The 24,528-nt window shown below is 71.2% G+C and carries 26 protein-coding genes; 11 read left to right on the forward strand and 15 right to left on the reverse strand.

The annotated features are described in order from the left end of the window. The first annotated feature begins 60 nt into the window (after positions 1–60). The gene (locus ABZS77_RS27885) at positions 61–1,146 is read left to right on the forward strand and encodes a DUF3866 family protein (protein WP_354828821.1); all 1,086 of its coding nucleotides are present in this window, start codon (positions 61–63) and stop codon (positions 1,144–1,146) included. 22 nt (positions 1,147–1,168) lie between these two features. Here the strand turns inward: ABZS77_RS27885 and ABZS77_RS27890 are convergent, their stop codons facing one another. From ABZS77_RS27890 to rfbA, 4 genes are all read right to left on the reverse strand, one after another. Further along, positions 1,169–1,363 carry a hypothetical protein gene (locus ABZS77_RS27890; RefSeq protein ID WP_354828824.1) on the reverse strand — a complete coding sequence of 65 codons (195 nt, stop codon included), beginning with the start codon at positions 1,361–1,363 and terminating at the stop codon, positions 1,169–1,171. A 68-nt stretch (positions 1,364–1,431) separates the two neighbouring features. After that, complete coding sequence (gene pafA, locus ABZS77_RS27895; RefSeq protein WP_354828827.1) at positions 1,432–2,790, reverse strand: Pup--protein ligase; 1,359 nt, start codon at positions 2,788–2,790, stop codon at positions 1,432–1,434. A gap of 68 nt (positions 2,791–2,858) precedes the next feature. Then, on the reverse strand, positions 2,859–3,482 hold the full coding sequence (rfbC, locus tag ABZS77_RS27900; RefSeq protein ID WP_354828830.1) for a dTDP-4-dehydrorhamnose 3,5-epimerase: 624 nt from the start codon (positions 3,480–3,482) through the stop codon (positions 2,859–2,861). Then, on the reverse strand, positions 3,479–4,369 hold the full coding sequence (rfbA, locus tag ABZS77_RS27905) for a glucose-1-phosphate thymidylyltransferase RfbA (RefSeq protein ID WP_354828833.1): 891 nt from the start codon (positions 4,367–4,369) through the stop codon (positions 3,479–3,481). Before rfbA ends, rfbC begins: the two co-directional genes overlap by 4 nt. An 87-nt stretch (positions 4,370–4,456) precedes the next feature. On the opposite strand from rfbA, the gene rfbB reads away from it, so the two are divergent. Genes rfbB through ABZS77_RS27935 form a run of 6 tightly spaced genes read left to right on the forward strand, consistent with a single transcriptional unit; the run spans position 4,457 to position 9,739 of the window. Beyond that, positions 4,457–5,458, forward strand: a complete 1,002-nt coding sequence (gene rfbB, locus ABZS77_RS27910) for a dTDP-glucose 4,6-dehydratase (protein ID WP_354828836.1) — start codon at positions 4,457–4,459, stop codon at positions 5,456–5,458. Continuing rightward, positions 5,455–6,342, forward strand: coding sequence for a dTDP-4-dehydrorhamnose reductase (rfbD, locus tag ABZS77_RS27915; RefSeq protein WP_354828838.1), 888 nt, complete (start codon positions 5,455–5,457; stop codon positions 6,340–6,342). Before rfbB ends, rfbD begins: the two co-directional genes overlap by 4 nt. Then, complete coding sequence (locus ABZS77_RS27920; protein WP_139584287.1) at positions 6,339–6,710, forward strand: DUF2304 domain-containing protein; 372 nt, start codon at positions 6,339–6,341, stop codon at positions 6,708–6,710. The genes rfbD and ABZS77_RS27920 overlap by 4 nt, the downstream gene beginning before the upstream one ends. Beyond that, positions 6,703–7,404 carry a glycosyltransferase family 2 protein gene (locus ABZS77_RS27925; RefSeq protein WP_354828841.1) on the forward strand — a complete coding sequence of 234 codons (702 nt, stop codon included), beginning with the start codon at positions 6,703–6,705 and terminating at the stop codon, positions 7,402–7,404. Before ABZS77_RS27920 ends, ABZS77_RS27925 begins: the two co-directional genes overlap by 8 nt. Further along, positions 7,401–8,714 (forward strand): polysaccharide biosynthesis protein, encoded by a 1,314-nt coding sequence (locus tag ABZS77_RS27930; protein WP_354828844.1) that lies wholly within the window; start codon positions 7,401–7,403, stop codon positions 8,712–8,714. Before ABZS77_RS27925 ends, ABZS77_RS27930 begins: the two co-directional genes overlap by 4 nt. Next, positions 8,711–9,739, forward strand: a complete 1,029-nt coding sequence (locus ABZS77_RS27935) for a glycosyltransferase family 2 protein (RefSeq protein ID WP_354828846.1) — start codon at positions 8,711–8,713, stop codon at positions 9,737–9,739. The genes ABZS77_RS27930 and ABZS77_RS27935 overlap by 4 nt, the downstream gene beginning before the upstream one ends. 53 nt (positions 9,740–9,792) lie before the next feature. On the opposite strand, the gene prcA is transcribed toward ABZS77_RS27935, so the two are convergent. The 7 genes from prcA to ABZS77_RS27970 all read right to left on the reverse strand — a co-directional run bounded on the left by prcA (position 9,793) and on the right by ABZS77_RS27970 (position 16,614). Then, positions 9,793–10,623, reverse strand: coding sequence for a proteasome subunit alpha (prcA, locus tag ABZS77_RS27940; RefSeq protein WP_354828849.1), 831 nt, complete (start codon positions 10,621–10,623; stop codon positions 9,793–9,795). Positions 10,624–10,681: 58 nt separating this feature from the next. Continuing rightward, positions 10,682–11,521, reverse strand: a complete 840-nt coding sequence (gene prcB / locus ABZS77_RS27945; RefSeq protein WP_354828851.1) for a proteasome subunit beta — start codon at positions 11,519–11,521, stop codon at positions 10,682–10,684. Continuing rightward, positions 11,440–11,703 carry an endonuclease VII domain-containing protein gene (locus ABZS77_RS27950; protein WP_354828925.1) on the reverse strand — a complete coding sequence of 88 codons (264 nt, stop codon included), beginning with the start codon at positions 11,701–11,703 and terminating at the stop codon, positions 11,440–11,442. Before ABZS77_RS27950 ends, prcB begins: the two co-directional genes overlap by 82 nt. A 141-nt stretch (positions 11,704–11,844) precedes the next feature. Further along, the gene (locus ABZS77_RS27955; RefSeq protein ID WP_088948111.1) at positions 11,845–12,060 is read right to left on the reverse strand and encodes a ubiquitin-like protein Pup; all 216 of its coding nucleotides are present in this window, start codon (positions 12,058–12,060) and stop codon (positions 11,845–11,847) included. A gap of 90 nt (positions 12,061–12,150) precedes the next feature. Continuing rightward, the gene (locus ABZS77_RS27960) at positions 12,151–13,413 is read right to left on the reverse strand and encodes an acyltransferase (RefSeq protein ID WP_354828854.1); all 1,263 of its coding nucleotides are present in this window, start codon (positions 13,411–13,413) and stop codon (positions 12,151–12,153) included. 77 nt (positions 13,414–13,490) lie between these two features. After that, positions 13,491–15,008: a depupylase/deamidase Dop gene (dop, locus tag ABZS77_RS27965; protein ID WP_354828857.1), complete on the reverse strand. Its 1,518-nt coding sequence runs from the start codon at positions 15,006–15,008 to the stop codon at positions 13,491–13,493. Positions 15,009–15,045: 37 nt separating this feature from the next. Continuing rightward, positions 15,046–16,614, reverse strand: coding sequence for a DUF2142 domain-containing protein (locus tag ABZS77_RS27970; protein ID WP_354828859.1), 1,569 nt, complete (start codon positions 16,612–16,614; stop codon positions 15,046–15,048). A 210-nt stretch (positions 16,615–16,824) separates the two neighbouring features. Here ABZS77_RS27970 and ABZS77_RS27975 point away from each other — a divergent pair, with 210 nt between their 5' ends. Further along, entirely contained in the window at positions 16,825–17,175 is a 351-nt protein-coding gene (locus ABZS77_RS27975; protein WP_354828862.1) for a GtrA family protein, read from the forward strand. A gap of 61 nt (positions 17,176–17,236) precedes the next feature. On the opposite strand, the gene arc is transcribed toward ABZS77_RS27975, so the two are convergent. Continuing rightward, a complete protein-coding gene (gene arc / locus ABZS77_RS27980) occupies positions 17,237–19,021 on the reverse strand; it encodes a proteasome ATPase (protein ID WP_354828865.1) in 1,785 nt (594 codons plus the stop codon). A 178-nt stretch (positions 19,022–19,199) separates the two neighbouring features. Here arc and ABZS77_RS27985 point away from each other — a divergent pair, with 178 nt between their 5' ends. Continuing rightward, the gene (locus ABZS77_RS27985) at positions 19,200–19,493 is read left to right on the forward strand and encodes a ferredoxin (RefSeq protein ID WP_139584278.1); all 294 of its coding nucleotides are present in this window, start codon (positions 19,200–19,202) and stop codon (positions 19,491–19,493) included. A 50-nt stretch (positions 19,494–19,543) separates the two neighbouring features. Here ABZS77_RS27985 and ABZS77_RS27990 read toward each other — a convergent pair whose 3' ends face one another. From ABZS77_RS27990 to ABZS77_RS28000, 3 genes are all read right to left on the reverse strand, one after another. Continuing rightward, the gene (locus ABZS77_RS27990) at positions 19,544–20,116 is read right to left on the reverse strand and encodes a hypothetical protein (protein WP_354828868.1); all 573 of its coding nucleotides are present in this window, start codon (positions 20,114–20,116) and stop codon (positions 19,544–19,546) included. A gap of 76 nt (positions 20,117–20,192) precedes the next feature. After that, positions 20,193–21,146: a tRNA (adenine-N1)-methyltransferase gene (locus ABZS77_RS27995; protein ID WP_354828927.1), complete on the reverse strand. Its 954-nt coding sequence runs from the start codon at positions 21,144–21,146 to the stop codon at positions 20,193–20,195. Between the two features lie 44 nt (positions 21,147–21,190). Continuing rightward, positions 21,191–22,345 (reverse strand): M50 family metallopeptidase, encoded by a 1,155-nt coding sequence (locus ABZS77_RS28000; RefSeq protein WP_354828871.1) that lies wholly within the window; start codon positions 22,343–22,345, stop codon positions 21,191–21,193. Positions 22,346–22,422: 77 nt separating this feature from the next. On the opposite strand from ABZS77_RS28000, the gene ABZS77_RS28005 reads away from it, so the two are divergent. Together ABZS77_RS28005 and ABZS77_RS28010 are read left to right on the forward strand one after the other, a co-directional pair. Continuing rightward, a complete protein-coding gene (locus ABZS77_RS28005) occupies positions 22,423–23,337 on the forward strand; it encodes a PD-(D/E)XK nuclease family protein (protein ID WP_354828874.1) in 915 nt (304 codons plus the stop codon). Between the two features lie 184 nt (positions 23,338–23,521). Beyond that, entirely contained in the window at positions 23,522–24,208 is a 687-nt protein-coding gene (locus ABZS77_RS28010) for a response regulator transcription factor (protein ID WP_354828877.1), read from the forward strand. The last annotated feature ends 320 nt before the right edge of the window (positions 24,209–24,528 follow it).

A 24,528-nucleotide genomic window follows, 5' to 3' on the forward strand; every position in this document is an offset into this window, starting at 1 on the left:
CCGGCCCACCACCCGCACCCGGACGCGGCCCGCCCGGCACGCGCGGCTAGCGTGCCCGTCATGGTGCGATGGCGTACGGGGACGGTGGCGACGCTGCGACGGCAGTGGACCGGGGCGGTGGAACTGGACGTCGACCTGCCCGACGGCACGCGCATGCGGGCGCTGGCGTACCCGGAGCTGGTCGGCACCCCCGAGCCCGGCGACCGGGTGCTGCTCAACGCCGGCGCGCTGCTGATGGGGCTCGGCACCGGCGGGTACGCCCTGGTGGTGGCCCTGCCGGACCGGCTGCCGCCGGACCCGCCGGACGTCGCCGACACCCGCGACGCCGGGCACCTCGTCAAGGCCCGCTACACGCCGCTGCAACCGATCCTGCTCGGCGTCGACGAGGAGGCGTCCCCGCACCGCGACGTCATGGCCGACGCCGACGACCTGGACGGACTGCCAGTGGTCACGGCCGACCTGCACTCGGCCCTGCCGGCGATCCTGGCCGGCATTCGGGCCGACGCCCCGCACGCCCGGGTGGCGTACCTGCTGACCGACGGTGGGGCGCTGCCGGCCTGGTTCTCCCGCTCCCTCGCCGGGCTGCGCGCCGATCTGGCCGGCACGATCACCGTCGGGCAGGCGTTCGGTGGCGACCTGGAGGCCACCACGCTGCACGGCGGCCTGCTCGCCGCCCGGCACGTGCTCGACGCCGACGTGGCGATCGTGGCCCAGGGCCCCGGCAACCTGGGCACCGGCACCCGGTGGGGCTTCTCCGGGGTCGCCGTCGGCGAGGCGGTCAACGCGATCGCCACGCTCGGCGGCCGACCGGTCGGGTCACTGCGGATCTCCGCCGCCGACCCCCGCCCCCGGCACCGGGGCGTGTCACACCACAGCCTCACCGCGTACGGCCGGGTCGCGCTGGCCCCGGCGGAACTGGTGCTCCCCGACGCCCTGGACCCGGACCTCGCCGCCGAGGTGGACGCCGCGCTGGCGCCCCTGGCGGCCCGGCACCGGATCGTCCGGGTGCCGACCGACGGTCTCGACGCGGCGCTGCGGGCCAGCGTCGTGCCGCTGTCCACGATGGGCCGCGGCTTGGACGCCGACCACGCCTACTTCCTGACCGCCGCCGCGGCCGGCCGCCACGCCGTCACCCGGCTCCCCTGACCGGCCCGCCGGCCAGCCGCGTTCAGGCGAGGAAGATCAGGGCCAGCCAGCCGCCGACGATGAGGATCAGCGCCAGGGCCAGCACCCAGGTCGGCACGGTGTAGTCGCCGCGGCGGTTCCGGTCGATCTCGGCGCGGATCTTCTCCCGCCGACGTTCGACCCAGTTCTGCCGCTCGGTGCCGCCCCCGGGGCGGTCGGAAGGTCCAGAAGTCGTCATGGCGCGCCCAGACTACCGGGCCGGCCGGCCCCGGCGACGGACACCACCGCCACGGCCGGCCCGACCCGTCACATGCTGGCGATCAGCCGCTCCACGCGCTCGTCGTACGCCCGGAACGGGTCCTTGCAGAGCACGGTGCGCTGCGCCTGGTCGTTGAGCTTGAGGTGCACCCAGTCGACGGTGAAGTCCCGCCGCTTCTCCTGCGCGTGCCTGATGAACTCGCCGCGCAGCCGGGCCCGGGTGGTCTGCGGCGGGGTCTCCTTCGCCTCGAAGATCTCCGGGTCGGTGGCGACCCGGTCCACGTCGCCGCGGCGCTCCAGCAGCCCGTAGAGGCCACGACCACGACGGACGTCGTGGTACGCCAGGTCCATCTGCGCCACCCGGGGGTGCGACAGCGGCAGGTCGTGCTTGCGCTGGTACCGCTCGATCAGCCGCAGCTTGGTGACCCAGTCGATCTCCCGCGAGACCGGTTCCAGGTCGCCGGTCTCCACCGCGTTGAGCACCCGGCCCCACAACTCGACGACGCGCTTGGCGGCCTGGTCGCCGCCCCGGCGCTCGACGAATTCGGTGGCCTTGGCCAGGTACTCCTGCTGGATGTCGAGGGCGCTGACCTCCTTGCCGGAGGCGAGGCGGACCTTGCGCCGGCCGGTGATGTCGTGCGACACCTCCCGGATCGCCCGGATCGGGTTCTCCAGGGACAGGTCACGCATCACCACCCCGGCCTCGATCATGCGCAGCACGATGTCGGCGGTGCCGACCTTGAGCAGCGTGGTGACCTCGTTCATGTTGGAGTCGCCGACGATCACGTGCAGCCGTCGGTACCGCTCGGCGTCGGCGTGCGGCTCGTCACGGGTGTTGATGATCGGGCGGCTGCGGGTGGTCGCCGAGGAGACGCCCTCCCAGATGTGCTCGGCCCGCTGCGACAGGCAGTAGACCGCGCCGCGCGGGGTCTGCAGGACCTTGCCGGCCCCGCAGATCAGCTGCCGGGTGACCAGGAACGGGATGAGCACGTCGGCGAGCCGCCCGAACTCGCCGTGCCGGGAGACCAGGTAGTTCTCGTGGCAGCCGTACGAGTTGCCGGCCGAGTCGGTGTTGTTCTTGAACAGGTAGATCTCACCCGCGATGCCCTCGTCGTGCAGCCGCTTCTCCGCGTCGACGAGCAGACCCTCCAGGATCCGTTCGCCGGCCCGGTCGTGGGCGACCAGGTCGGTCACCGAGTCGCACTCCGGTGTCGCGTACTCCGGATGCGACCCGACGTCCAGGTAGAGCCGGGCCCCATTGCGCAGGAACACGTTGCTCGACCGGCCCCAGGAGACCACGCGACGGAACAGATACCGCGCGACCTCGTCCGGGGACAGCCGCCGCTGCCCGCGATAGGTGCAGGTGACGCCGTACTCGGTCTCGAGGCCGAAGATTCGCCGCTCCATGGTGAGACATTAGCCGCCCGGAGGCCCGGTTCGTCACTGTCGCACCACAGGTCGTGCTCAAGCGGCGGTCACATACCGGTTGAGTGCGACATTCCGTCCGGTCCTATGCTGGCCACGAACCGCCGACACTCGTCGTACCGCGGCAGCAGCCCTTGTTCGCGGGCCTGCGCGAGGGTCGGCGCCGCGTCGTCACGCGCGGACAGCAGCGGGACGTCGGCGGGCCACTCGATGCCCAGCTCCCCGTCCAGCGGGTGCACCGCGTGCTCACCCGTGGGGTTGTACGTCGCCGAGCAGAGATAGCTCAGCGTCGCGTCGTCGGTCAGCGCGCAGAAACCGTGCCCCAGACCCTCACTGAGGTAGACCGCCCGACGGTCGGTGTCGTCGAGCCGGACGCCCTCCCACCGGCCGAACGTCGGCGAGCCCACCCGCAGGTCCACGATCACGTCGAGCACCGCGCCCCGCACGCACGTGACGTACTTGGCCTGCCCCGGGGGTACGTCGGCGAAGTGGACGCCCCGCACCACACCACGCGCGGAGACCGACAGGTTGGCCTGCGCGAGGCGCAGCGGGTGCCCCACCGCCTCGGCGAGCCGGTCGAAGCGGTACCACTCCATGAACATGCCGCGCGGGTCGCCGTGCTGCTGGGGGGTGATCTCCCAGGCGCCCTCGACGCTCAACTCCCGGATCTTCACCAGGACCCACCGGGGTTGCCGTCGCGCTCGGCCAGCAGACCGAGCAGGTAGTCCCCGTAGCCGCTCTTGGTCAGCGGGGCGGCCAGCGCGCGCAGCTGCTCGTCGTCGATCAGGCCGGCCCGCCAGGCCACCTCCTCGACACAGCCGATCTTGAGACCCTGGCGCTCCTCGACCACCCGGACGAACTCGGCGGCCTGCATCATCGAGGTGAACGTGCCGGTGTCCAGCCAGGCGGTCCCCCGGTCCAGCACGGTCACCGACAGCTCCCCGGTCTCCCGGTACGCCTCGTTGACCGCCGTGATCTCCAGCTCGCCGCGAGCACTCGGGGTGAGCTTGCCGGCGATGTCGACCACCCGGTTGTCGTAGAAGTACAGCCCCGGCACCGCGTAACGGGACTTCGGCCGGGCCGGCTTCTCCTCGATCGAGAGCACCCGACCGTCGGCGTCGAAGTCGACAACGCCGTACTCCTGGGGGTTGGCGACCTGGTAGGCGAAGACCCGGCCGCCGACGGGCTCACCGTGGTCGGCGAGCTGCCGGCCCAGGCCCACACCGTGGAAGATGTTGTCGCCCAGGATCAGCGCCACCGACTCGTCGCCGATGAAGTCCGCGCCGAGGATGAACGCCTGCGCAATGCCCTCCGGGCGCTCCTGACTGACGTACTCCAGCCGCAGCCCGAACTGGCTGCCGTCGCCGAGCAGCCGCCGGAACTGGTCCTGGTCCTCCGGGGTCGTGATCACCAGGATCTCCGACACCCCGGACATCACCAGGGTGGAGAGCGGGTAGTAGATCATCGGCTTGTCGAAGACCGGCATCAGCTGCTTCGACACCGCCCGGGTGATCGGCCACAGCCGCGATCCGGTACCGCCGGCAAGTAGGATTCCACGCACCGGCGAAGCCTACCGGCATGTATACGGAACGTGCGCGGGGGTCGCATCCCACGCCCCGTGCCGAACGTCGCGTACACTTTCGGACCCGTGAGGATCCTCGTCACCGGCGGAGCCGGATTCATCGGGTCGGAGTACGTTCGACTGCTGCTGGGCAAGCCCCTGGGCGGCGCTGACGGCGTGCCCGCGCTCGAACCGGCGGTCGTGACCGTGCTCGACAAGTTGACCTACTCGGGCAACCGGGCCAACCTCGACCCCGTCCGCGACGACCCCCGTCTGCGGTTCGTGCAGGGCGACATCTGCGACCCGGTCGTGGTCGACGAGGTCGTCGCCGACCACGACGTGATCGTGCACTTCGCCGCCGAGTCCCACGTCGACCGTTCGATCGCCGGCGCCGCGCCCTTCGTCACCACGAACGTGCTGGGCACCCAGACGCTGCTCGACGCCGCGCTGCGGCACGGCACCAGCCGCTTCGTGCACGTCTCCACCGACGAGGTGTACGGCTCCATCGACGAGGGCTCCTGGACCGAGACCTGGCCCCTCGCGCCGAACTCGCCGTACTCGGCGTCCAAGGCCGGCTCCGACCTGCTCGCCCTGGCCTACCACCGCACCCACGGCATGGACGTCGTCGTCACCCGCTGCTCCAACAACTACGGTCCGTACCAGTTCCCCGAGAAGGTCATCCCGCTGTTCGTGACCAACCTGCTCGACGGTGGGACCGTGCCGCTCTACGGCGACGGCGGCAACATCCGTGACTGGCTGCACGTGCACGACCACTGCCGTGGCATCGCCCTGGTCCAGAACAAGGGCCGCGCCGGCGAGGTCTACAACATCGGTGGCGGCACCGAGCTGACCAACAAGGAGCTCACCGGCCGGCTCCTGGAGGCCTGCGGCGCCGACTGGGACCGCGTCGTGCCCGTCGCCGACCGCAAGGGCCACGACCGCCGGTACTCCCTCGACATCACCAAGATCAGTGAAGAGCTGGGCTACCAGCCCAGCGTCACCCTCGAGGACGGCCTCGCCGACACCGTGCGCTGGTACCAGGAGAACCGGGCCTGGTGGGAGCCGTTGAAGTCGGCCCCCACCGCATGACCCGTCTACTCGTCACCGGTGCCGGCGGGATGCTCGGCCGGGACCTGGTCACCGTCCTGGGGACCCGGCCCGACCTGAAGGTCACCGCCGCCGCCCGTGCCGACCTGGACGTCACCGACCCCGTCGCGGCCCTCGCCGCGGTCGCCGGACACGACGTCGTGATCAACGCCGCCGCGTGGACGAACGTCGACGGCGCCGAGACCGACGAGGCGGCGGCCACCGCCGTCAACGGCCACGGCGTGGCGAACCTCGCGGCGGCGTGCGCCACCAGCGGCGCCCGGTTGATCCAGGTCTCCACCGACTACGTCCTCGCCGGCGACGCGGACTTCCCCTACCCGGAGGACGCGCCCACCGCGCCGGTCAACGCGTACGGGCGCGGCAAGCTGGTCGGCGAACAGGCCGTCGCCCGCCTGCTGCCGGACACCGGGTACGTGGTCCGCACCGCCTGGCTGTACGGCGCGCACGGGCCGAACTTCGTGGCCACCATGCTGCGGCTGGCCGGCCAGCGCGAACACCTCGACGTGGTCGACGACCAGCGCGGGCAGCCCACCTGGTCGTACCGCCTGGCCGAGCGGCTGGTCGCGCTCGCCGACGCCGCCCTGGACGGTCGGGCGGCGCCCGGCGTCTACCACGGCACCTGCGCCGGCCAGACCACGTGGTACGGGTTGGCCCGCGCCGCGTTCGCACTGGTAGGTCTCGACCCGGACCGGATCCGACCCACCACCAGCGACCGGTATCCTCGTCCCGCCCCCCGTCCGGCGTACAGTGTGCTAGGGCACAGCCGCTGGGCGGTCGCGGGTCTGCCGCCGCTTCCGGATTGGCACTCCACCCTGGTTGACGCGTTCCACTCCCCCGCTCCACCCGCCCCGTGGAAGGTCGCATGAAGCTCACCCTCGTCACCGGCCTGACCGGCCTGCTGCTGCTCGGCACCATCGTCGAGCTGCTGCGCCGCCGTCAGCTGCGGGAGAAGTACGGCATGCTCTGGCTCGCCGTGCTGATCATCGTGATTCCGCTGTCCCTGTTCCCCCGGCTGCTCGACAACGTCGCCGAACTCCTCGGTGTCGCGTCCGGTGTCAGCCTGGTGCTCTTCCTCGGCATCGTCTTCCTGCTGCTGGTGTGCGTACACCTCAGCTGGGAGGTCAGCGCGCTGGAGGAAGAGACCCGCACCCTGGCCGAAGACTTCGCCCTGCTCCGCGCGCAGATCGACGCGGACCGGGCGGCCCGAGACGAACTGGTGTCCACCGATGGTTAACGGCAAGCGCACCTTGATCATCATCCCGGCCCTCAACGAGTCGGGCTCGATCGCCGACGTCGTCGGCGAGGTCCGCGGTGAGCTGCCCGGTGTCGACGTGCTCGTCGTCGACGACGGTTCCACCGACCGCACCGCCGCGGTCGCCGCCGCCGCCGGTGCCCGGGTCGCGAAACTGCCGTACAACCTCGGTGTCGGTGGGGCCATGCGCCTCGGCTACCGGTACGCCCGCGACAACGACTACGACGTCGCCATCCAGATCGACGCCGACGGCCAGCACGACCCCCGGTACGTGCCAAAGCTCGTCGACCTGCTCGACGACAACGACCTGGTCATCGGCGCGCGCTTCGCCGGCGAGGGTGACTACAACGTCCGCGGCCCCCGCCGCTGGGCGATGGTCATGCTCTCCGGCGTGCTGTCCCGGGTGGCCCGCACCAAGCTCACCGACACCACCTCCGGCTTCCGGGCCGCCAACCGGCGCGTCATCGAGATGTTCGCCGGGTGGTACCCGGCCGAGTACCTCGGCGACACCGTGGAGACCCTGGTGCACACCGCCCGGCGTGGTTACCGCATCCGGCAGGTGCCGGTGGCCATGCGCAAGCGGATGGCCGGGACGCCCAGCCACTCCCCCGCCAAGGCGATGATCTACCTCGGTCGCGCGTTCGCGGTGCTCACGCTGGCGCTCATCCGCCGGTGATCCGACGGCTACTGAGCCTGGTCCCGCCCGGCACCGTCGCTGTCGGTGCCGGGCTGGCCCTTCTCGGGCTCGCCTCGTACGTGCATCTGGCCGTGGCCGGGCACAGCCTCACCGAGGCGGACTACAACTCGCTCTCGGTGCTCTGGACGATCGTGTTCACCCTGGGCATCGGCATGTTCATGCCCGTCGAGCAGGAGGTCGCCCGGATCATCGCCGCCCGGCGCAGCCAGGGGCTGCCGGCCGGTCCGGTCCTGGCGCGGGGTGGCCTGCTCGCGGCCGCCATCCTGCTCGGGCTGGTCACGCTGATCCTCGTCGCCCGCCAGCCGATCGCCGACCGGCTGTTCGGCGGCGACGGCACGATGGTCACCGTGCTCATCGGGGCGCTGGCCGCGTTGGCGGTCGCGCACACCACCCGGGGCGTGCTCGCCGGGCTCCAGCTCTTCCCCTGGTACGGCACGCAACTCGCCCTCGACGGCGGGCTTCGGATCGGCCTGGTCGTCCTGCTCGGCCTCACCGGCGTCACCTCGCCCGTGTGGTTCGGGGCCGTGCTCGTCATCGCGCCCCTGCTCGGGGTGGCGCTGACCACCCCGCCGGTCCTGCGGGCGGCCGGCGCCGGCACCGCCGTGGCCTGGACGACACTGGTACGTGGCCTGGGTCTGCTCGTGGTCTCCAGCCTCCTCGCGCAGGTCGTGGTCAACATCGGCGTGATCAACGTGAAGTTGCTCGACCCGAGCGACACCGCCACCGCCGGAGCTCTGCTGTCCGCCCTCGTCCTGGTCCGGATCCCGCTGTTCGTCTTCGCCTCGCTCCAGGCGTCGCTGCTGCCCGGCCTGGCCACCGCCGCCACCACCGGCGACCACGCCGCCTTCCGGGGCCTGCTCCGGCGGGCCCTGGGCGTCGTCACCGCGCTCGGCGTCGCCGGGGCGGTCCTCGCCGTTCTGCTCGGGCCCTGGCTGGTACGCACCCTCTTCGACGCCCCGGACGTCCTCGGCCACGGCGACTTCGCCTGGCTCGCCGTCGCGACGCTCGCCTACCTGTGGGCGATGGTGTTCGGTCAGGTGCTCCTGGCGCTCAACCGGCACCGGGCGCAGGCCGTCGCCTGGTGCGTCGGCGTCGCGGTACTCGTCGCCGTCACGCTCATCCCGCTCCCGGTCGCCCTGCGCGTCGAGATCGGGTACGCCAGTGGCTCGGTGATGGTGGCGGCCGTGATGGCCTTCCTGCTGCGCAACGCCGTCCGTCCCGGCCCCACCACTCCCCTCGCCCCCTCGCGCGACACCGTCGCTGTCGGCCCCACCGGAGGCACTCGATGATCCGACCACGGGTGAGCGCGGTCATGCTCGCCTACGGCCCGGAGCCGTACCTCGTCGACGCCGCTCGGGCGGTGCTGGCCAGCACCGACGTCGAGGTTGACCTGATCGTGGTCGACAACGGCTGCACGGGGGACGGCATCGACATCGTCAAGGGACTGCCCGGGGTGCGGGTGGTGCGGCCGGAGGAGAACACCGGTTACTCCGGTGGCTGCCGGGTGGGCGCGGCGGAGGCGACCGGGGACTGGCTCGTGTTCGTCAACTCCGACGCGGTGGTGGCGCCCGACGCCGTGGCGAAGACGACGGCCGTGGCCGCCGAGCCGGGTGTCGGCGCGGCCATGGCGTCGATCCGGTTGGCCGACCAGCCCGAGTTGATCAACACGAGTGGCAACCCGCTGCACTTCACCGGCCTCTCCTGGGCCGGCGGAAACGGCGAGCCGGTGAGCGCCCACGCCCAGCGGAAGGTCGTTCCCTCGCTCAGCGGGTGCTGCTTCGTGATCAGCCGTCAGCTCTGGCGGGACCTCGACGGCTTCGCCGCCGAGTACTTCGCCTACCACGAGGACACCGAACTCAGCCTGCGGCTCTGGCAGCGGGGCCTGCGCCTCGAGTACGTGCCGGACGCCGTCGTGCTGCACCACTACGAGTTCTCCCGCAACGCCCTGAAGCTCTACCTCGTCGAGCGGAACCGCCTCGTCACCCTGCTCACCGCGTACGAGGCACGGACCCTCGCCGTCCTGTCACCCGCGTTGCTGCTCACCGAGGTCGCCATGCTCACCGCCGCGCTCGTCGGCGGCTGGTCCCGGCAGAAGGTGCGGGGGTGGGGCTGGCTGTGGCGCAACCGTGGCTGGGTACGTGCCCGCAGGCGGCAGCTGCAGACCGAGCGTCGGGTGCCGGACGGGGTCATCGCGAAGCTGATGACGGGACGTGTCACGCCCTCCGGTGTGCCGACCACGGCCGGGCTGGGCATCTTCAACGCGGTCGCCGGCGGCTACTGGGCCCTGACCAGGCCGCTGCTGCGCCGGCAGTAGAACACGCGGTGCCGGGCTCGACGACGAGCCCGGCACCGGGTGGTAGCGGATTCCTAGCGTTCGCCGCCCTCGGCGGGCCTGTCCTCCAGGTCCGCCGAACCCGCCGACGTGGTCGGCTTGTGCGCCTCCGTGGTCGGTACAGCGGGCTCGGCGGCGCCGCCGGCCGGATCGCCGCCGGCCTCCACCTCACCGTCCAACAGCGCCGTCAGCGCGGCCCCGGTGATCCGCCGGAAGGTCCGCCCGACCCGCTGGCGGTCCAGGACGGCCACCTCGAGCTGATTGGCGGCGATCGTCCGGGCGGCGCCACCCTCGCCACCGACGCTGCTCAGGGCCTGCACCGCCACCTTGGCCGCCTCGGCCAGGGACATGTCCGCACGGTGCTGTGACTTCAGCACACCGGTGATCGCCTCGGCCTGACCGCCCATGGCCATGCGGCCCGGCTCGTCGTTGACCGAGCCGTCATAGGTCAGCCGGTACAGCTCGTCGGCGTCGGCGGTCGGGCCCACCTCCGCCACGCAGATCTCCACCTCGAACGGCTTCGACTGCTCGGTGAAGATCGCGCCGAGCGTTTGCGCGAACGCGTTGGCCAGGGCGCGACCGGTGACGTCACGCCTGTCGTAACTGAGGCCGTTCAGGTCGGCCATCCGTACGCCGGCCCGACGCAGGTTCTCGAACTCGTTGTACCGGCCAACTGCGGCGAACCCGATCCGGTCGTAGATCTCGCTGACCTTGTGCAGGGCGCTGGAGAGGTTCTCCGCGACGAAGAGAACCCCACCGGCATAGCTGAGGACCACCGCGCTGCGACCCCGGGCGATGCCCTTGCGGGCCAGCTCGGAACGGTCCCGCATGATCTGTTCGGGAGAGGCGTAGAACTGCATTGCCACGGCGGCGATTCTCCTTACGGCGCTGTGCTGACGACTGCTGACTGGTGGGGCGCGGGTCTCAACCGCCCGGATTCTCCATCCGGCCGGCGACCACACCCTCGGCGATCGCGGCCGTCTCGGTGTCGGTCAGCCGGCGGGTGCCCTCGGCGGTCGCGGTCATCACCACCGGGTAGATCCGGCGGGTCAGATCCGGCCCACCGGTGGCGGTGTCGTCGTCGGCCGCGTCGTACAGCGCCTCGACCGCCAGCCGGGTCGCGTCCTGCACGGACAGACCAGCCCGGAAACGCTTCTTCAGCGCGGACTTGGCGAAGAGCGAGCCGGAGCCGATCGCGTCGTACCCGGTCTCCTCGTAGGGGCCACCGGTCACGTCGAAGCTGAAGATCCGGCCCGCCGTCGCCGCGTCGCCCGCGGCCAGGTCGAAACCGGCGAACAGCGGCACCACGGCCAGCCCCTGCATGGCCGCGCCGAGGTTGCCGCGGATCATCGACGCCAACCGGTTGGCCTTGCCGTCGAGCGAGAGCATCGCGCCCTCGATCTTCTCGTAGTGCTCCAACTCCACCTGGAACAGTCGCATCAGCTCGATGCCGATGCCCGCCGTGCCCGCGATGCCGACCAGCGAGTACGCGTCGGCCGGGTGCACCTTCTCGATGTCCCGTTGGGCGATCAGGTTGCCCATGGTGGCCCGCCGGTCGCCGGCCATCACCACGCCACCGGCGGCCGAGATGGCCACGATGGTGGTCGCGTGCGGCGCCAGGTCGGCGGCCATGCCCGGCGGCAACGGTCGCCGGCCGGGCAGCATCTCGGGGGCCACCCGGCTCAGAAACGTGGTGAAGGACGACGTCCCCGCGTTGGTGAACACATCTGGTAGACGCCCGGATGGATCAAAGCCCGCTGCCACGTGGTTCCTCTCAGGTACGTGATCGCCCTGGCCAGCCTCATGGGACTGTCACGGAACCGGCCAGGACCACCGTTGCAGTTGAAGCAGAGTATCCCGCGCACCCATCCGGTGCGATGATCGTGGTCCAGATGTTGCGGGTCCACGCCACCACATATCGCGCAGACCCCGCACCACTCGGCCATGAGCTCGGCGGACTCCTTCTCAGCCACGCCGTACCGCCTCCGCAGTCCTTCGCCCACAGGCGTGGAGGACCTCCGCTACGGGGCCACGCCCCGCGTGCGGCGGCCCACCCCCGACCGGGGGCGGAGAATCGGGCATAAGCCCTATTCTCCGCCCTTCTGGACATAGCCTCTCACGAATTCCTCTGCGTTCTCTTCGAGGACGGAGTCGATCTCGTCAAGCAGGTCGTCGACGTCCTCGGTGATCTCGGCGTGCCGCTCGGCCACCTCGGGGTTGGCCTCGGTGGTGACGTCCTCGATCTCCTCGCCCTGACGGGACTTGCCGGACTGCGACTGGCCGCCGCTGTCATGAGTGGCCATGGCTGTCTCCTCCACGATCGTCTGGCATGAAATCTACCCCGCTCAGGCGACAGAAAGCCCTCACGTCAGGAGTGTTCGCGTCTGTTGCGTTCAGCCTCGGGGAGCCGACGCGTCCGCCGTGACCGGCACCGGGCCGGGCTCAGGCGTGCGCTCCGGCTCGCGCGACGGTCGCACCGACGCGTCCTCGGGCGGCGCCTGACGACGGATGCGCGGAGTCCAGTCCTTGAACCGCAGGGCCTGCTTCTCCACCAGATGCCAGGACAGGAAGGCCAGGACCACGGTGCAGATCATGACCACCGCGAAGTACCCGACGAAGCCCCAGGCCGCCGCCCCCAACCAGGCCAGCATCTGTTGCACGACGAAGGAGTAGATGTAGATGCCGTACGAGTAGTCGTTCTTCTGGCCCACCACGTGCAGCAGCCGCGGCAGCCGGACGGCGAGGTACAGGATGGCGTACTCGTACGCGAGCAGCGCCGGCCCGAACAGGTGACCCTCGAGCGTCTGCCAGCCGGTCACCACGATGGCGAGCACGCCGAGGACGTCACTGATGGGCAGCTTGTCGCTGTACAGGTCCGCCACGGCGCCCACGAGGAACATGAAGCCGAAACGCAGGAACCAGATCTTGCTGAGCGCCCCGAGCAGCGGCAGCGGGCCGAGCGAGCCGCTGGTGAAGTAGGTCGACCCGCCGAAGCGCAACGCCTCGTACTGGTTCCAGAGCAGCAGACCGAAGACGAGGACGGCGGCGGCGAGCACCAGCCAGCGGGCACGGCGCAGCACCGCCACCACGGCCAGCGAAGCCACGATCAGATAGCAGAAGATCTCGTAGCTGAGCGTCCAGAGTGAGCCGTCCAGGACGCTGCGGCGAACCAGCTCGCCGTACGGCGTGTCCCGGAAGACGTCCATGATCCCCTGCTGGCGGTAGCCACCCCACCAGTTCGCCTGGAGGAAGTTGACCACGCCGGCCGGGTGCCGCCACAGGCCGTCCAGGTTGCCGCGCTCGGCGTACCAGACGATGGGGGCCACCACGAAGCCGATGAACAGCAGACACACCCAGAGACCCGGCCAGATCCGCAGGGCGCGGTGCCACAGGTAGCGGGGCAGACTGGCACGCCTGGCGCTGCGGGTGATGAGGAAGCCGGAGATGCCGAAGAAGCCGGCGACTCCCAGACCTGCCACGTCGACCACCTCGGTCAGTGGCCGGGCGTACCCGATCACCGCGGTGTGCGCGAGGACGACCGCTACGGCGAAGCAGAGCCGCAGGAAGCCGAAACTGTTGGCGCGCCCGGCGTACGCGTTCGACAGCGGAACAGCCGTCACCGCACGCCGGCCAACCTGCCGGGCAGAGAGGAGCATCGCATCACCGTGTGGGTCGAGGATTCGGGGGACGGCCTAGCATGCCACAGGGTGATGCCCGCCGGAGGTACCGGATGTCAGCCGCCGGTCAACGTCTCCAACAGGTCCTTGGCGCTGGCGCAGCGGTCGAACAACGCCCCGACGTGTGCGCGCGTGCCCCGCTCCGGTTCCATCATCGGCACCCGGACCAGCGACTCCCGGCCCACGTCGAAAATCACCGAGTCCCAGCTCGCGGCGACCACCTCGGAGGCGTATTGGGCCAGGCAGCGACCCCGGAAGTACGCCCGGGTGTCCTCCGGCGGCTCGGTCATCGCACGGCGCGTCTCGTCGTCGGTGAGCAGCGTCTTCATCGCGCCCCGGGTGACCAGCCGGTGGTAGAGGCCCTTCTCCGGGCGGACGTCGGAGTACTGCAGGTCGACCAGTTGGAGCTTGTGCGACCCCCAGCCGAGCTTCTCCCGCTCCCGGTAGCCCTCCAGCAGCCGCAGCTTGGCCACCCAGTCCAACTCGTCGACGCAGAGCATCGGGTCGCGGCCGAGCCGGTCGAGCACGCTCTCCCACCGGTCGAGCACGTCGACGGTCTGCTCGTCGGCGTCGGTGCCGTACCGGTCGTCGACAAAGGACCGGGCCCGCTCCAGGTATGCCCACTGCAGGTCCAGGGCGGTGAGCCGGCGGCCGTCGCGCAGCCGCATCCGGTGCGTCAGGGACGGGTCGTGGCTGACCGCCCGCAGCTCACTGACCGGGTCGGCGATGCCCAGGTCGCCACCGAGGGCCTTCTCCTCGATCATGGTGAGGATCAGCGCGGTGGTGCCCACCTTGAGGTAGGTGGAGATCTCGGAGAGGTTGGCGTCGCCGATGATGACGTGCAGCCGGCGGTACTTGTCGGCGTCGGCGTGCGGCTCGTCGCGGGTGTTGATGATCGGCCGCTTGAGGGTCGTCTCCAGGCCCACCTCGACCTCGAAGAAGTCGGCGCGCTGGGAGATCTGGAAGCCGCTCTGCCCGCCGTCCTGACCGATGCCGACACGGCCGGCGCCACAGACGATCTGCCGGGTCACGAAGAACGGCGTCAGGTACGCCACGATGTCGGCGAACGGGGTCTGCCGGCGCATCAGATAGTTCTCGTGGGCGCCGTAGCTGGCGCCCTTGTTGTCGGTGTTGTTCTTGTACAGGTGGATCGGATGGGTGCCCGGAATGGTGGCGGCGCGGCGGGACGCCTCGGCCATCACCCGCTCACCGGCTTTGTCCCAGCGCACGATGTCGCGGGGGGTGGTCACCTCGGGGGTGGAGTATTCGGGGTGGGCGTGGTCGACGTAGAGGCGTGCGCCGTTGGTGAGTATCACGTTGGCCAGGCCGAGGTCCTCGTCGGCTAGCGCCTCCGCCGGGTCGTAGGCCGCCCCGGAGTAGGTGAAGCCGCGGGCGTCGCGCAGCGGCGACTCCTCCTCGTAGTCCCAGCGTGCCCGCCCGCCCCGGTTGAGTTCGGGGCGCGCCCCGTAGGCGTTGACCACCTGCGAGGAGGTGACCATCGGGTTGGCTCCGGCCTGACCGGGCACCGAGATGCCGTACTCGACCTCGGTGCCCATGATCCGTCTTACGCTCATCGACCTACCCGCTTCGCTCGCCCGACCCGGTCCCCCGTCAGGTCGAGCGTAGTCCGCCCTGGGCGCCCGCACTCTGTAGGTGAGAGCCGGCGGGCCGGAACAGTTCGGTGGATTCGGCGGCCGGACGCTCGCCGTGCGTCGTCACCGCGTCGGCGTCGGAGGTGCGGGTGGTCCAGACGAGCCACCCGAACAGCACCAGTCCGACGGTGGCGCTCAGCAGCGGCAGCGCCGACCCGACCACCGGGTGCCAGTCGCCGCCGAGCGGGTTGAGGCTGCTCAGACCGAGGTTGGCGGGCAGGCCGTTCTGCCAGCGGACCATCGTGTACGCGAGGCAGAACAGCTGGATGGGCAGCAGGAGCAGCACGGCGAGCCGGGTGAACGAGCGGGCTCGGGCGATCTCGAACCCGCGCTGTTCGGCGACCCACGCGGCGTAGAGCAGGACGCCGACCAGCATGGGCAGCATGTAGCGGCCCTGCGTGACGAAGCCGCTCTCGTTGACCAGGGCGATCTGCATGACGGAGGGGACGACCACGCCGCCGCCGAGCAGCACGAGCAGGCGCCACCGGTCGAGCGTGCCGCCCCAGACGACGCCGATCAGCAGCAGCGCCCCGGCGACGAGCTGCCAGATGACGTACGGCGGGGCGGGCATGCGGGTGTCCAGCCAGGAGGTGACCCCGATGATCTGGTCGAGGTAACCCCGCCACCGGTCGGCCTCGATCAGCGCCGCCTGCCCGTAGGTGAGCGACTTGGCCGAGTAGTTGCCCAGGTCGGAGGTCTGCTGGCGGACGGTCCAGGCGAGCACGGCCAGGGTGGCCACGACGATGCCGCCCGCCCAGAGCTGTGCGGCCCGGTCGCGCAGCAGGCCGAGGAGGTTGCTGCGGCGCAGCGGGAAGGCGAACGCGACGAAGGCGGTGGCCAGCCAGAGCGGGCCGGTCTGGCGCAGCACCGCCAGCAGCAACGCGCTGATCCCGACCAGCAGGATCAGGCCCCGGCGGGGGCCGGGTGGGCCGATCATCAGCGGGATCACCGCGCTGAAGAAGGCGATGCCTGCGGCGATCTCCAGCCCGTTGGGGTTGACCGCGCTGGCCATGTGCACGGCCATCGGCGTGGTGACCACGACCAGGGCGCCCATCATGAGACCACGGCGGGAGCGGTTGCGGATCACCACGAACGCGCAGGCGAGCAGCGCGGCGCAGCACAGCGCGCTGATCATGCGGGCGAGCAGGACGCCCGACCAGCCCGGCCACAGCACCGTCGGCGCGCCCACCAGGGCGTAGTAGGCGGGGAAGTACCGACCCGCTCCGGTGCCGGCCCGGGTCGGTGTCCGGTCACTGCCCGGCGGCTGGGCGCACGCCGCGGAGACTTCCTTCTTGAACTGCCAGCACTGCTCCCGCACGAGACCGCCGGGAACGGTCTGGAAGGCGCCGGTGCCCTTCTTCGCGGCGGCCGGCGGCGGCGCGATCTGCCCGGCGGCGACACCGGCCGCCCGGACGATGTGTTCGCGCTCGTCAGGTGTGCCGTCGTACGGGGCGGCCATCGACCAGGCGAAGATGAGCAGGAAGAAGGCGACGAAGGCCAGGGCCCAGTGTCGTCGGGCGGCGCTCATGGTCACTGCCGGGCTGTCGCCGGTGGCCGCTGGCGTCACTCTTCCGGGATCAGGCACGTCAACCTCGCGGCTCGCGCGGGCAGGCCCCGCTGGGTGGATGGACAGACGATAGACTCCCTCGTCGTCCTCACCGCTCCGGGTCCCCCCTTGGAGAACTCTTTGCTGTCACCTGTTGCCGATTCCGTCCGCCACCTGTCCCGACACAGTGCCGTGCGGTTCCTGGTCGTCGGGGGTCTGAGCGTCGCCGTGGACACCGGTTCACTGTTCATCTACCACGGCGTTCTGCGGATCGTGCTGCCAGTCGCGGCCGCCCTGTCGTTCCTGACCTCGTTCTGGGTCAACTTCGGGCTGAATCGGGCCTGGTCGTTCGGCTCGTCCGCCCAGATGGTCCCCCAGGTCGGGCGCTACTTCGCCCTGGTCCTGGCGAACCTGACCGCCAACGTGGTGCTGGTCTCCGGGCTGACCTGGGCGGGCACCCCCTACCTGCTGGCCAAGCTGATCGTGACGGCGTCGCTGTCGGCGGCGAACTACGTGGTGTCCAAGCGCTGGATCTTCGCCTGACGACCTGCTGAACACAGCGGCGAAGGTGCCCACCGGACGGTGGACACCCTCGCCGCTGGTGTCAGAGGTACTGGCCGGTGTTGCTGGCGGTCTCGATGGACCGGCCGGCCTCGGTGCCCTTGCCGCCGGAGACGAGCGTACGGATGTACACGATCCGTTCGCCCTTCTTGCCGGAGATCCGGGCCCAGTCGTCGGGGTTCGTGGTGTTGGGCAGGTCCTCGTTCTCGCGGAACTCGTCGACGCAGGCGTCGAGCAGGTGCTGTAGGCGCAGCCCCTTGCGACCGGAGGTGAGGAACTCCTTGATGGCCATCTTCTTGCTCCGGTCGACGATGTTCTGGATCATCGCGCCGGAGTTGAAGTCCTTGAAGTAGAGGACTTCCTTGTCGCCGTTGGCATAGGTGACCTCGAGGAAGCGGTTCTCCTCGGTCTCCGAGTACATCCGCAGCACCACCGCGTCGATCATGGCGGCGACGGTGGCCTGGGGGTCGGTTCCGTGTTCGGCCAGGTCGTCCGGGTGCAGGGGCAGCCCGGAGAGGATGTACTTGGAGAAGATGTCCTTGGCCGCCTCGGCGTCCGGTCGCTCGATCTTGATCTTCACGTCGAGTCGGCCGGGTCGCAGGATCGCCGGGTCGATCATGTCTTCCCGGTTGGAGGCGCCGATGACGATGACGTTCTCCAGCCCCTCCACGCCGTCGATCTCGCTGAGCAGCTGGGGGACGATGGTGTTCTCCACGTCGGAGGAGACACCGGAACCGCGGGTCCGGAAGATCGAGTCCATCTCGTCGAAGAACACGATCACCGGGGTGCCCTCGCCAGCCTTCTCCCGGGCCCGCTGGAAGATCAACCGGATGTGCCGCTCGGTCTCGCCGACGTACTTGTTGAGCAGCTCGGGGCCCTTGATGTTGAGGAAGAAGCTGGTGTGCTTCTCCTTGCCCTGCCGTTCGGCGATCTTCTTGGCCAGGGAGTTGGCCACCGCCTTGGCGATCAGCGTCTTACCGCAACCGGGCGGACCGTAGAGCAGGATGCCCTTGGGCGGACGGAGCTGGTGCTCACGGAACAGGTCCGCGTGCAGGAACGGCAACTCCACCGCGTCGCGGATCTGCTCGATCTGCGACTGGAGGCCACCGATGTCGCCGTAGTCGACGTCGGGCACCTCCTCCAGGACCAGCTCCTCGACCTCGCTCTTCGGGATCCGCTCGTACGCGTACGCCGAGCGGGGCTCGATCATGAGCGAGTCGCCGGCGCGGATCGTCGAGCCGATGAGCGTCTCGGCGAGGTGCACGATGCGCTCCTCGTCCGAGTGGGAGACCACGAGCGCCCGGTCACCCGGACCGCCACCCGGCCCCTCCAGGATCTCCTTGAGCATCACCACCTCGCCGACCCGCTCGTAGCCGAACGCGTCGACGATGTTGAGCGCGTCGTTGAGCAGGACCTCCTGGCCGCGGCGCAACTCCGCCACGTCCAGTGAGGGCGAGACGGCCACCCGCAGCTTCCGGCCGCCCGTGAAGACGTCCACGCTGCCGTCGTCGTGCTTGGCCAGGAACACGCCGTAGCCACTCGGCGGTTGCGCGAGGCGGTCGATCTCCTCCTTGAGCGTCACGATCTGCGTGCGAGCCTCCTTGAGGGTGCTCACCAGCCGGTCGTTGTTTTCGGTCAGCCGCGCCAACTGTGCCTGGGTGGCCGCCAGCCGCTCTTCGAGCTGCCGGACGTGTCGGGGGCTTTCGGTCAACTTACGCCGCACCAGGGCGAGTTCCTCTTGAAGAAACGCGACCTGCGTGGAGAGATCGTGGGCTTCCTTCTCCCACCGTGCGGCGCGCGAGTCCGCGTCGTCGCTGCGTGCTGCCACGTCCCACCTCCCCGGGGGGCTTGAACGTTCTGCCCTAACACTAGCCGCTATGAGGCCGATTCGGTCCCATGCAACACCCTCGTCACCGAACCTTGATCGCCAAGGGTGGCCTGACGGGCCGGTACCGGCGTTCGGGTACCGTCGGAGGCTGGTACGGGAGAACATGGGGGGTGCACCGGTGGCCGAGGTCGCGACCGACCAGTTGCAGGTCTGGGTGGACCAGGATCTCTGCACGGGCGATGGGCTCTGCGTGCAGTACGCGCCAGAGGTGTTCGAGTTCGACATCGACGGGCTGGCGTACGTCAAGGGCGTCGACGGTGAGTTGCGGATGGCGCCGGGCAGCCGCGTCGACGTACCCGAACACCTGCGCCTTGAAGTGATCGACTCCGCGAAGGAGTGCCCGGGCGACTGCATCCACGTGGTGCGTGGCGACGGCGTCGAGGTCGCCGGCCCGGACGCCGAGGAGGACTGAGCCCTCACCGGCCGGGCCGCGCGGCCCGGCCGGGTTCCAGGGGGTACGCCTCAGAGCATCGGCCGGCCGACCACCGAGGCGACCAGCCGGGCGAACTCCTCCAGCCGGGCGATCTGCCCGGCGCCGCCGTCGTCCAGGGTCTTGCCGAAGCGCAGCGCGTCGTGCCGCGGCGTGCCGGCCATATCCTCACTCGGGGGCGCCTCGTCCAGCGAGGTGAGCAGCAGGTACACGTCGATGCTGTCGACCCGGATCTCGCCGCTGTCGGCGCGGTTGAGCCGACGCCGGCAGCCGACCTCGGTGACGGTGGAGACCGGCACCACCCGCAGCGACGAGGTCATCGATCCCGGCGGACCCTCCCCCGGCGGCACGTCCTCGCCGTGCCAGAGGATCAGCCGGCTGCCGTCGCAGACGACGACCTCCTGCCACACGCCGTTGACCTCGTTGACGAACCGCTCCAGGGTGAAGCCGAGCACCGACGCGCCCCGCAGCACCCCACCGAGCGCCTCCAGGGCGACGTCCGGGTCCCGCAGGTAGGCCCGCGCCGCCGACTCCAGGTCCTGGTAGGGCGACCAGTCGGGAAAGACCGCGGGCAGGTCACCGCCGCCGTAGCCCGGTCGGCTCATGCCGCCGCCTCCCCCCGCCCGGCGAGGCCGGCGCCCAGCTCGATCCGCCCGGCGAGGCCGGCGCCCAGCTCGATGGTCACGGCCTGTCCATCTCCCCCGTCGCGTCGGGCTGCGCGCCTGCGGCCTGCGCGGCGGCGGCCTGCCGGGCCGCCTCGGCCTCGCGCAGGTCCTGCCGACGCTGCGCGTACGCCTCGGTGCCCTTGCTGGGCTTGCGCCGCCGGGGCGGTGCGGTGACGCCGGGGGCGAGCTTGCGCGCGGAGACCAGGAACGCGGTGTGCGCGATCATCCGGTGGTCCGGGCGGACGGCGAGGCCCTCGGCGTGCCAGTCGCGCACCAGCGACTCCCAGGCGCGCGGCTCGGTCCAGCCGCCGCGCTCCCGCAGCGCCTCGACCAGCTCGGAGAGCTGCGGCGTGGTGGCCACGTAGCCGATGAACACCCCGCCGGGCACCAGCGCCCGCTCGACCATGTCGAGGGTCTCCCAGGGGGTCAGCATGTCCAGGATGATCCGGTCGAAGCCGGTCTCCCGGCACTGCGCGACGTCACCGACGTGCAGGTGCCAGGACGGGTGCGGCCCGTTGAAGAACGCCTCCACGTTGCGCCTGGCGATCTGCGCGAAGTCGTCGCGTAGCTCGAACGAGTGCAGCTCCCCCTCGGTGCCGACGGCCCGCAGCAGCGAGCAGCTCAGTGCGCCGGAGCCGGCGCCGGCCTCGAGGACCTTCGCGCCGGGGAAGATGTCGCCCATCGCGACGATCTGCGCCGAGTCCTTCGGGTAGATCACCTGCGCGCCGCGCGGCATGGAGAGCACGTAGTCCGACAGCAACGGCCGCAACGCCAGGAACGCGGTGCCGCCGCCGGAGGTGGTCACCACGCTGCCGTCGGGCAGCCCGATCAGGGCGTCGTGCGCCAGGATGCCCCGGTGGGTGTGGAACTCCTTGCCGGGCTCCAGCGTCACCGTGTGCATCCGGCCCTTCGGGTCGGTGAGCTGCACCCGGTCGCCGGGTCGGAAGGGCCCACGGTGCACGGGTGTCAGCGCCGGGCTGGCGGCGTCGGCCGGGACGGTGGGGGACGTTGCGGTCACGATGTCATCTTCCGGTTGGGTTCGAGGAGCTGTGCCAGGTCCCCGATGTGCAGAATGCCGACGACATCTTCGCCTGACGTCACCACGTACTGCGCGCCCGGGTGGGTCTGTACGGCGTCCATCACGCGCTCCCCGTCGAGCCCGGCCGGCAGGGTGGGCAGCGCGCCCAGCGACCGGGCCACGGCGTCGACCGCCAGCCAGGGCCGACGCTCGACGGGTACCGCCTCGGCCGCGGCCGGGTCGACGAGCGCCACCGGCCGACCGGCGGAATCGGTGACCAGCAGCGCGGCCAGGGGCTGCCCGGCCTCGGCGCGGCGACGCTGCGCCTCGGCCAGCGGGGTGCCGGTGGGCACCGGCCAGACCGGTCGGGCCAGCCGGGACAGGTCGATCAGCGGGAACCGGCGGCTGACCCGGGCGGCGCGGATGGCCTGCCCGGCGCCGCGCCACAGGGTGAGGGCGACAAGCAGCATCAGCGGCAGCGCCAAGGGCGCGAGGTAGTCGGCGAGGGTGAGCAGCAGGACCAGGACGGCGGTGCCGACGGCGACCGCCCGACCGGCCCAGCCGGCGACCTCGGTGCCGCGGTGCTGGTCGCGGGTCAGCCCCCAGACCAGGGCGCGCAGCGCCCGGCCGCCGTCCAGCGGCAACCCGGGCAGGATGTTGAACACCGCGACGATCACGTTGCTCACGGCGAGCTGGAGGGCGAGCTGGTGGGCCACGGTCCGCTCGGGCAGCGCGATGGTCGCGGCGACCGCGATGACGCCGAGCACCGCCGAGACGGCCGGGCCGGCCAGCGACACCAGCAGGTCGACCCGGGGTGACGGGGCGTCGCGGTCCATCTCGGTGTAGCCGCCGAGCAGTTCCAGGGTGATGCCGCGCACACCGATGCCGTAGCGTCGGGCGGTGAGCGCGTGGCCCAGCTCGTGCAGCAGCACCGAGCCGAGCAGCGACACCACGAAACCGAAGCCGATCAGGTAGCCGGCGAGCTGCGACAGGTCGAGCTGGCGGCGGGCGAACTCGGCGTACAGCACGGCGACGAGCGCGGCGAGCAGGACCATCGAGCCATTGAGGTGCAGCGGCACTCCGAACACCCGGCCCACGTTCAGGCCGGGGCGCCGGTCGGGTCGGCGCGGCGGCCGGGATGTCTGCTCCATCGCCACGATGCTACGGACCGCTGGTGTGCGGGGCGGGCGGCGGTGGGTGTCACACCGGTGCCCTAACCTTTGCCGACATGACGGCGGAACCGGTCACCACCACCCAGTCCCCCCTACCGGCGCAGACCCCGCCGACGGTGCGGGCGTCGCTGTCCCCGTCGCGGGCGGCCGACTTCAAGACCTGTCCCCTGCTCTACCGGTTCCGCAGCATCGACCGGCTGCCCGAGCGCACCACCATGGAGCAGGCCCGGGGCACGCTGGTCCACGCGGTGTTGGAGCGCCTGTTCGACCTGCCGGCCTCCGGTCGTACGCCGGCGGCGGCCGGTGACCTGGTGGCCCCCCAGTGGGATCGGCTGGTCACCGAGCAGCCGGAGCTGGCGGCGATCTTCGACGACGCGGAGCCGGCCGGCCCGGTGGAGTTCCTGCGCTCGGCGGCCGGGCTGCTGGAGGGCTACTTCGCGGTGGAGGACCCGACGCGTCTGGAGCCGGCCGAGCGCGAGAGCCTGATCTCGGCGGTGGTCGACGAGGAGCTGCTGATCCGGGGTTACCTGGACCGGCTCGACGTGGCGCCGGACGGCGCGCTGCGGGTGGTTGACTACAAGACCGGTGGCGCTCCACGGGAGGCGTTCGAGGCCCGGGCGCTGTTCCAGTTGAAGTTCTACGCGCTGGTGCTGTGGCGCACCCGGGGCGTGGTGCCCCGGGTGCTGCGGCTGCTCTACCTGCGCGACGCCGAGGTGTTGGACTACACGCCGGACGCCGACGAGCTGGTCCGCTTCGAACGCACCGTCGTGGCGCTGTGGCGGGCGATCGAGCAGGCCACCGTCCGGCAGGATTTCCGGCCCCGGCCGAGTCGGCTCTGCGACTGGTGCAGCCACCAGGCGCTGTGCCCGAGCTTCGGCGGCACCCCGCCGCCGTTCCCGGTGGCGGTGGCGGGCGCCGACCCGCTGCGCGACGCCCGGTCCGCGCCGGTGACGCCCGGCGCCGACGAGTGAGCCGCCCGCCGTCGGGTGCCCGCTGAACCGTCCCGGTCGCCCCGCCGGCACACCCGACCGGATCGGCGCCGCGCCGATCGGGACACGGCTCGCTCCGCGTCTCTACGGTGGTCCACGACGCACCGGCCGGTGTACGCGAGGATGACCGGTGCGGCGGGGACGTCGACGGGGGACGGGAGACGAGATGACCGAACGGGTGGCCTCGGCGCGGCCGGTACGGATCCTGCTCGCCGACGACCAACCCCTGCTGCGGACCGGCTTTCGGATGGTGCTCGGCACCGAGGGTGACCTGGACGTGGTGGCGGAGGCCGGCGACGGCGTGGAGGCGGTGGAGCTGTCCCGCCGGCTGCTGCCCGACGTCGTGCTGATGGACATCCGGATGCCCCGGATGGACGGGGTGGCCGCGACCCGGGCGATCGTCGACGCCCGGCTGCCGGTGCGGGTGCTGGTGCTGACCACCTTCGACCTGGACGAGTACGTGGTGGGCGCGTTGCGGGCCGGGGCCAGCGGGTTCCTGGCCAAGGACGTGCCGGCCGAGGAGCTGATCGCGGCGATCCGGACGGTCGCCGGCGGGGACGCGGTGGTGGCGCCCCGGATCCTGCGGCGGCTGCTGGACCGCTTCGCCGAGCTGCTGCCCGACCCGGCGCGGACGCCGTCGGCGGCGCTCGACGCGCTCACCGACCGGGAACGCGAGGTGCTGGTGCAGGTGGCGCGCGGGTTGTCGAACGCCGAGATCGCCGCCGTGTTGTCGGTCAGCGAGACCACCATCAAGACCCACGTCGGTCATCTGTTGACCAAGCTGCGGCTGCGCGACCGGGTGCAGGCCGTGGTGCTGGCGTACGAGTCGGGGCTGGTCCGCCCCCGGGCGTAGCCGCGACGGTCCGGATACCCCGGTCGGCGTACCCGAAGATCCCTCCCTGGGGGGACGGCCGGCGTTGCTGCCGTCACCTACCGTGACCGGAGACGACCTGGCGCGGTTGACCCTCCTGTGACGTGAGGGGGAAGGGTCGGCGGAGCTGCTCGGCGGCTCGTCGGGTCAGGGGCAACCCTGATCCGACATGGGGGTGCACCCGCAGCGGGAAATCCGCGCGGTGTCCCCCCAGGGACGGACGGGATGGGCGTGGGCAGCACCGATGATTGAACAGTCACGCCGGACCAATCGGGGGGCGGCGTGCGTTTTCGGACAGACGG

Origin of the sequence: Micromonospora sp. NPDC005298 (assembly GCF_040607375.1) — a bacterium.
GTDB lineage: Bacteria > Actinomycetota > Actinomycetes > Mycobacteriales > Micromonosporaceae > Micromonospora.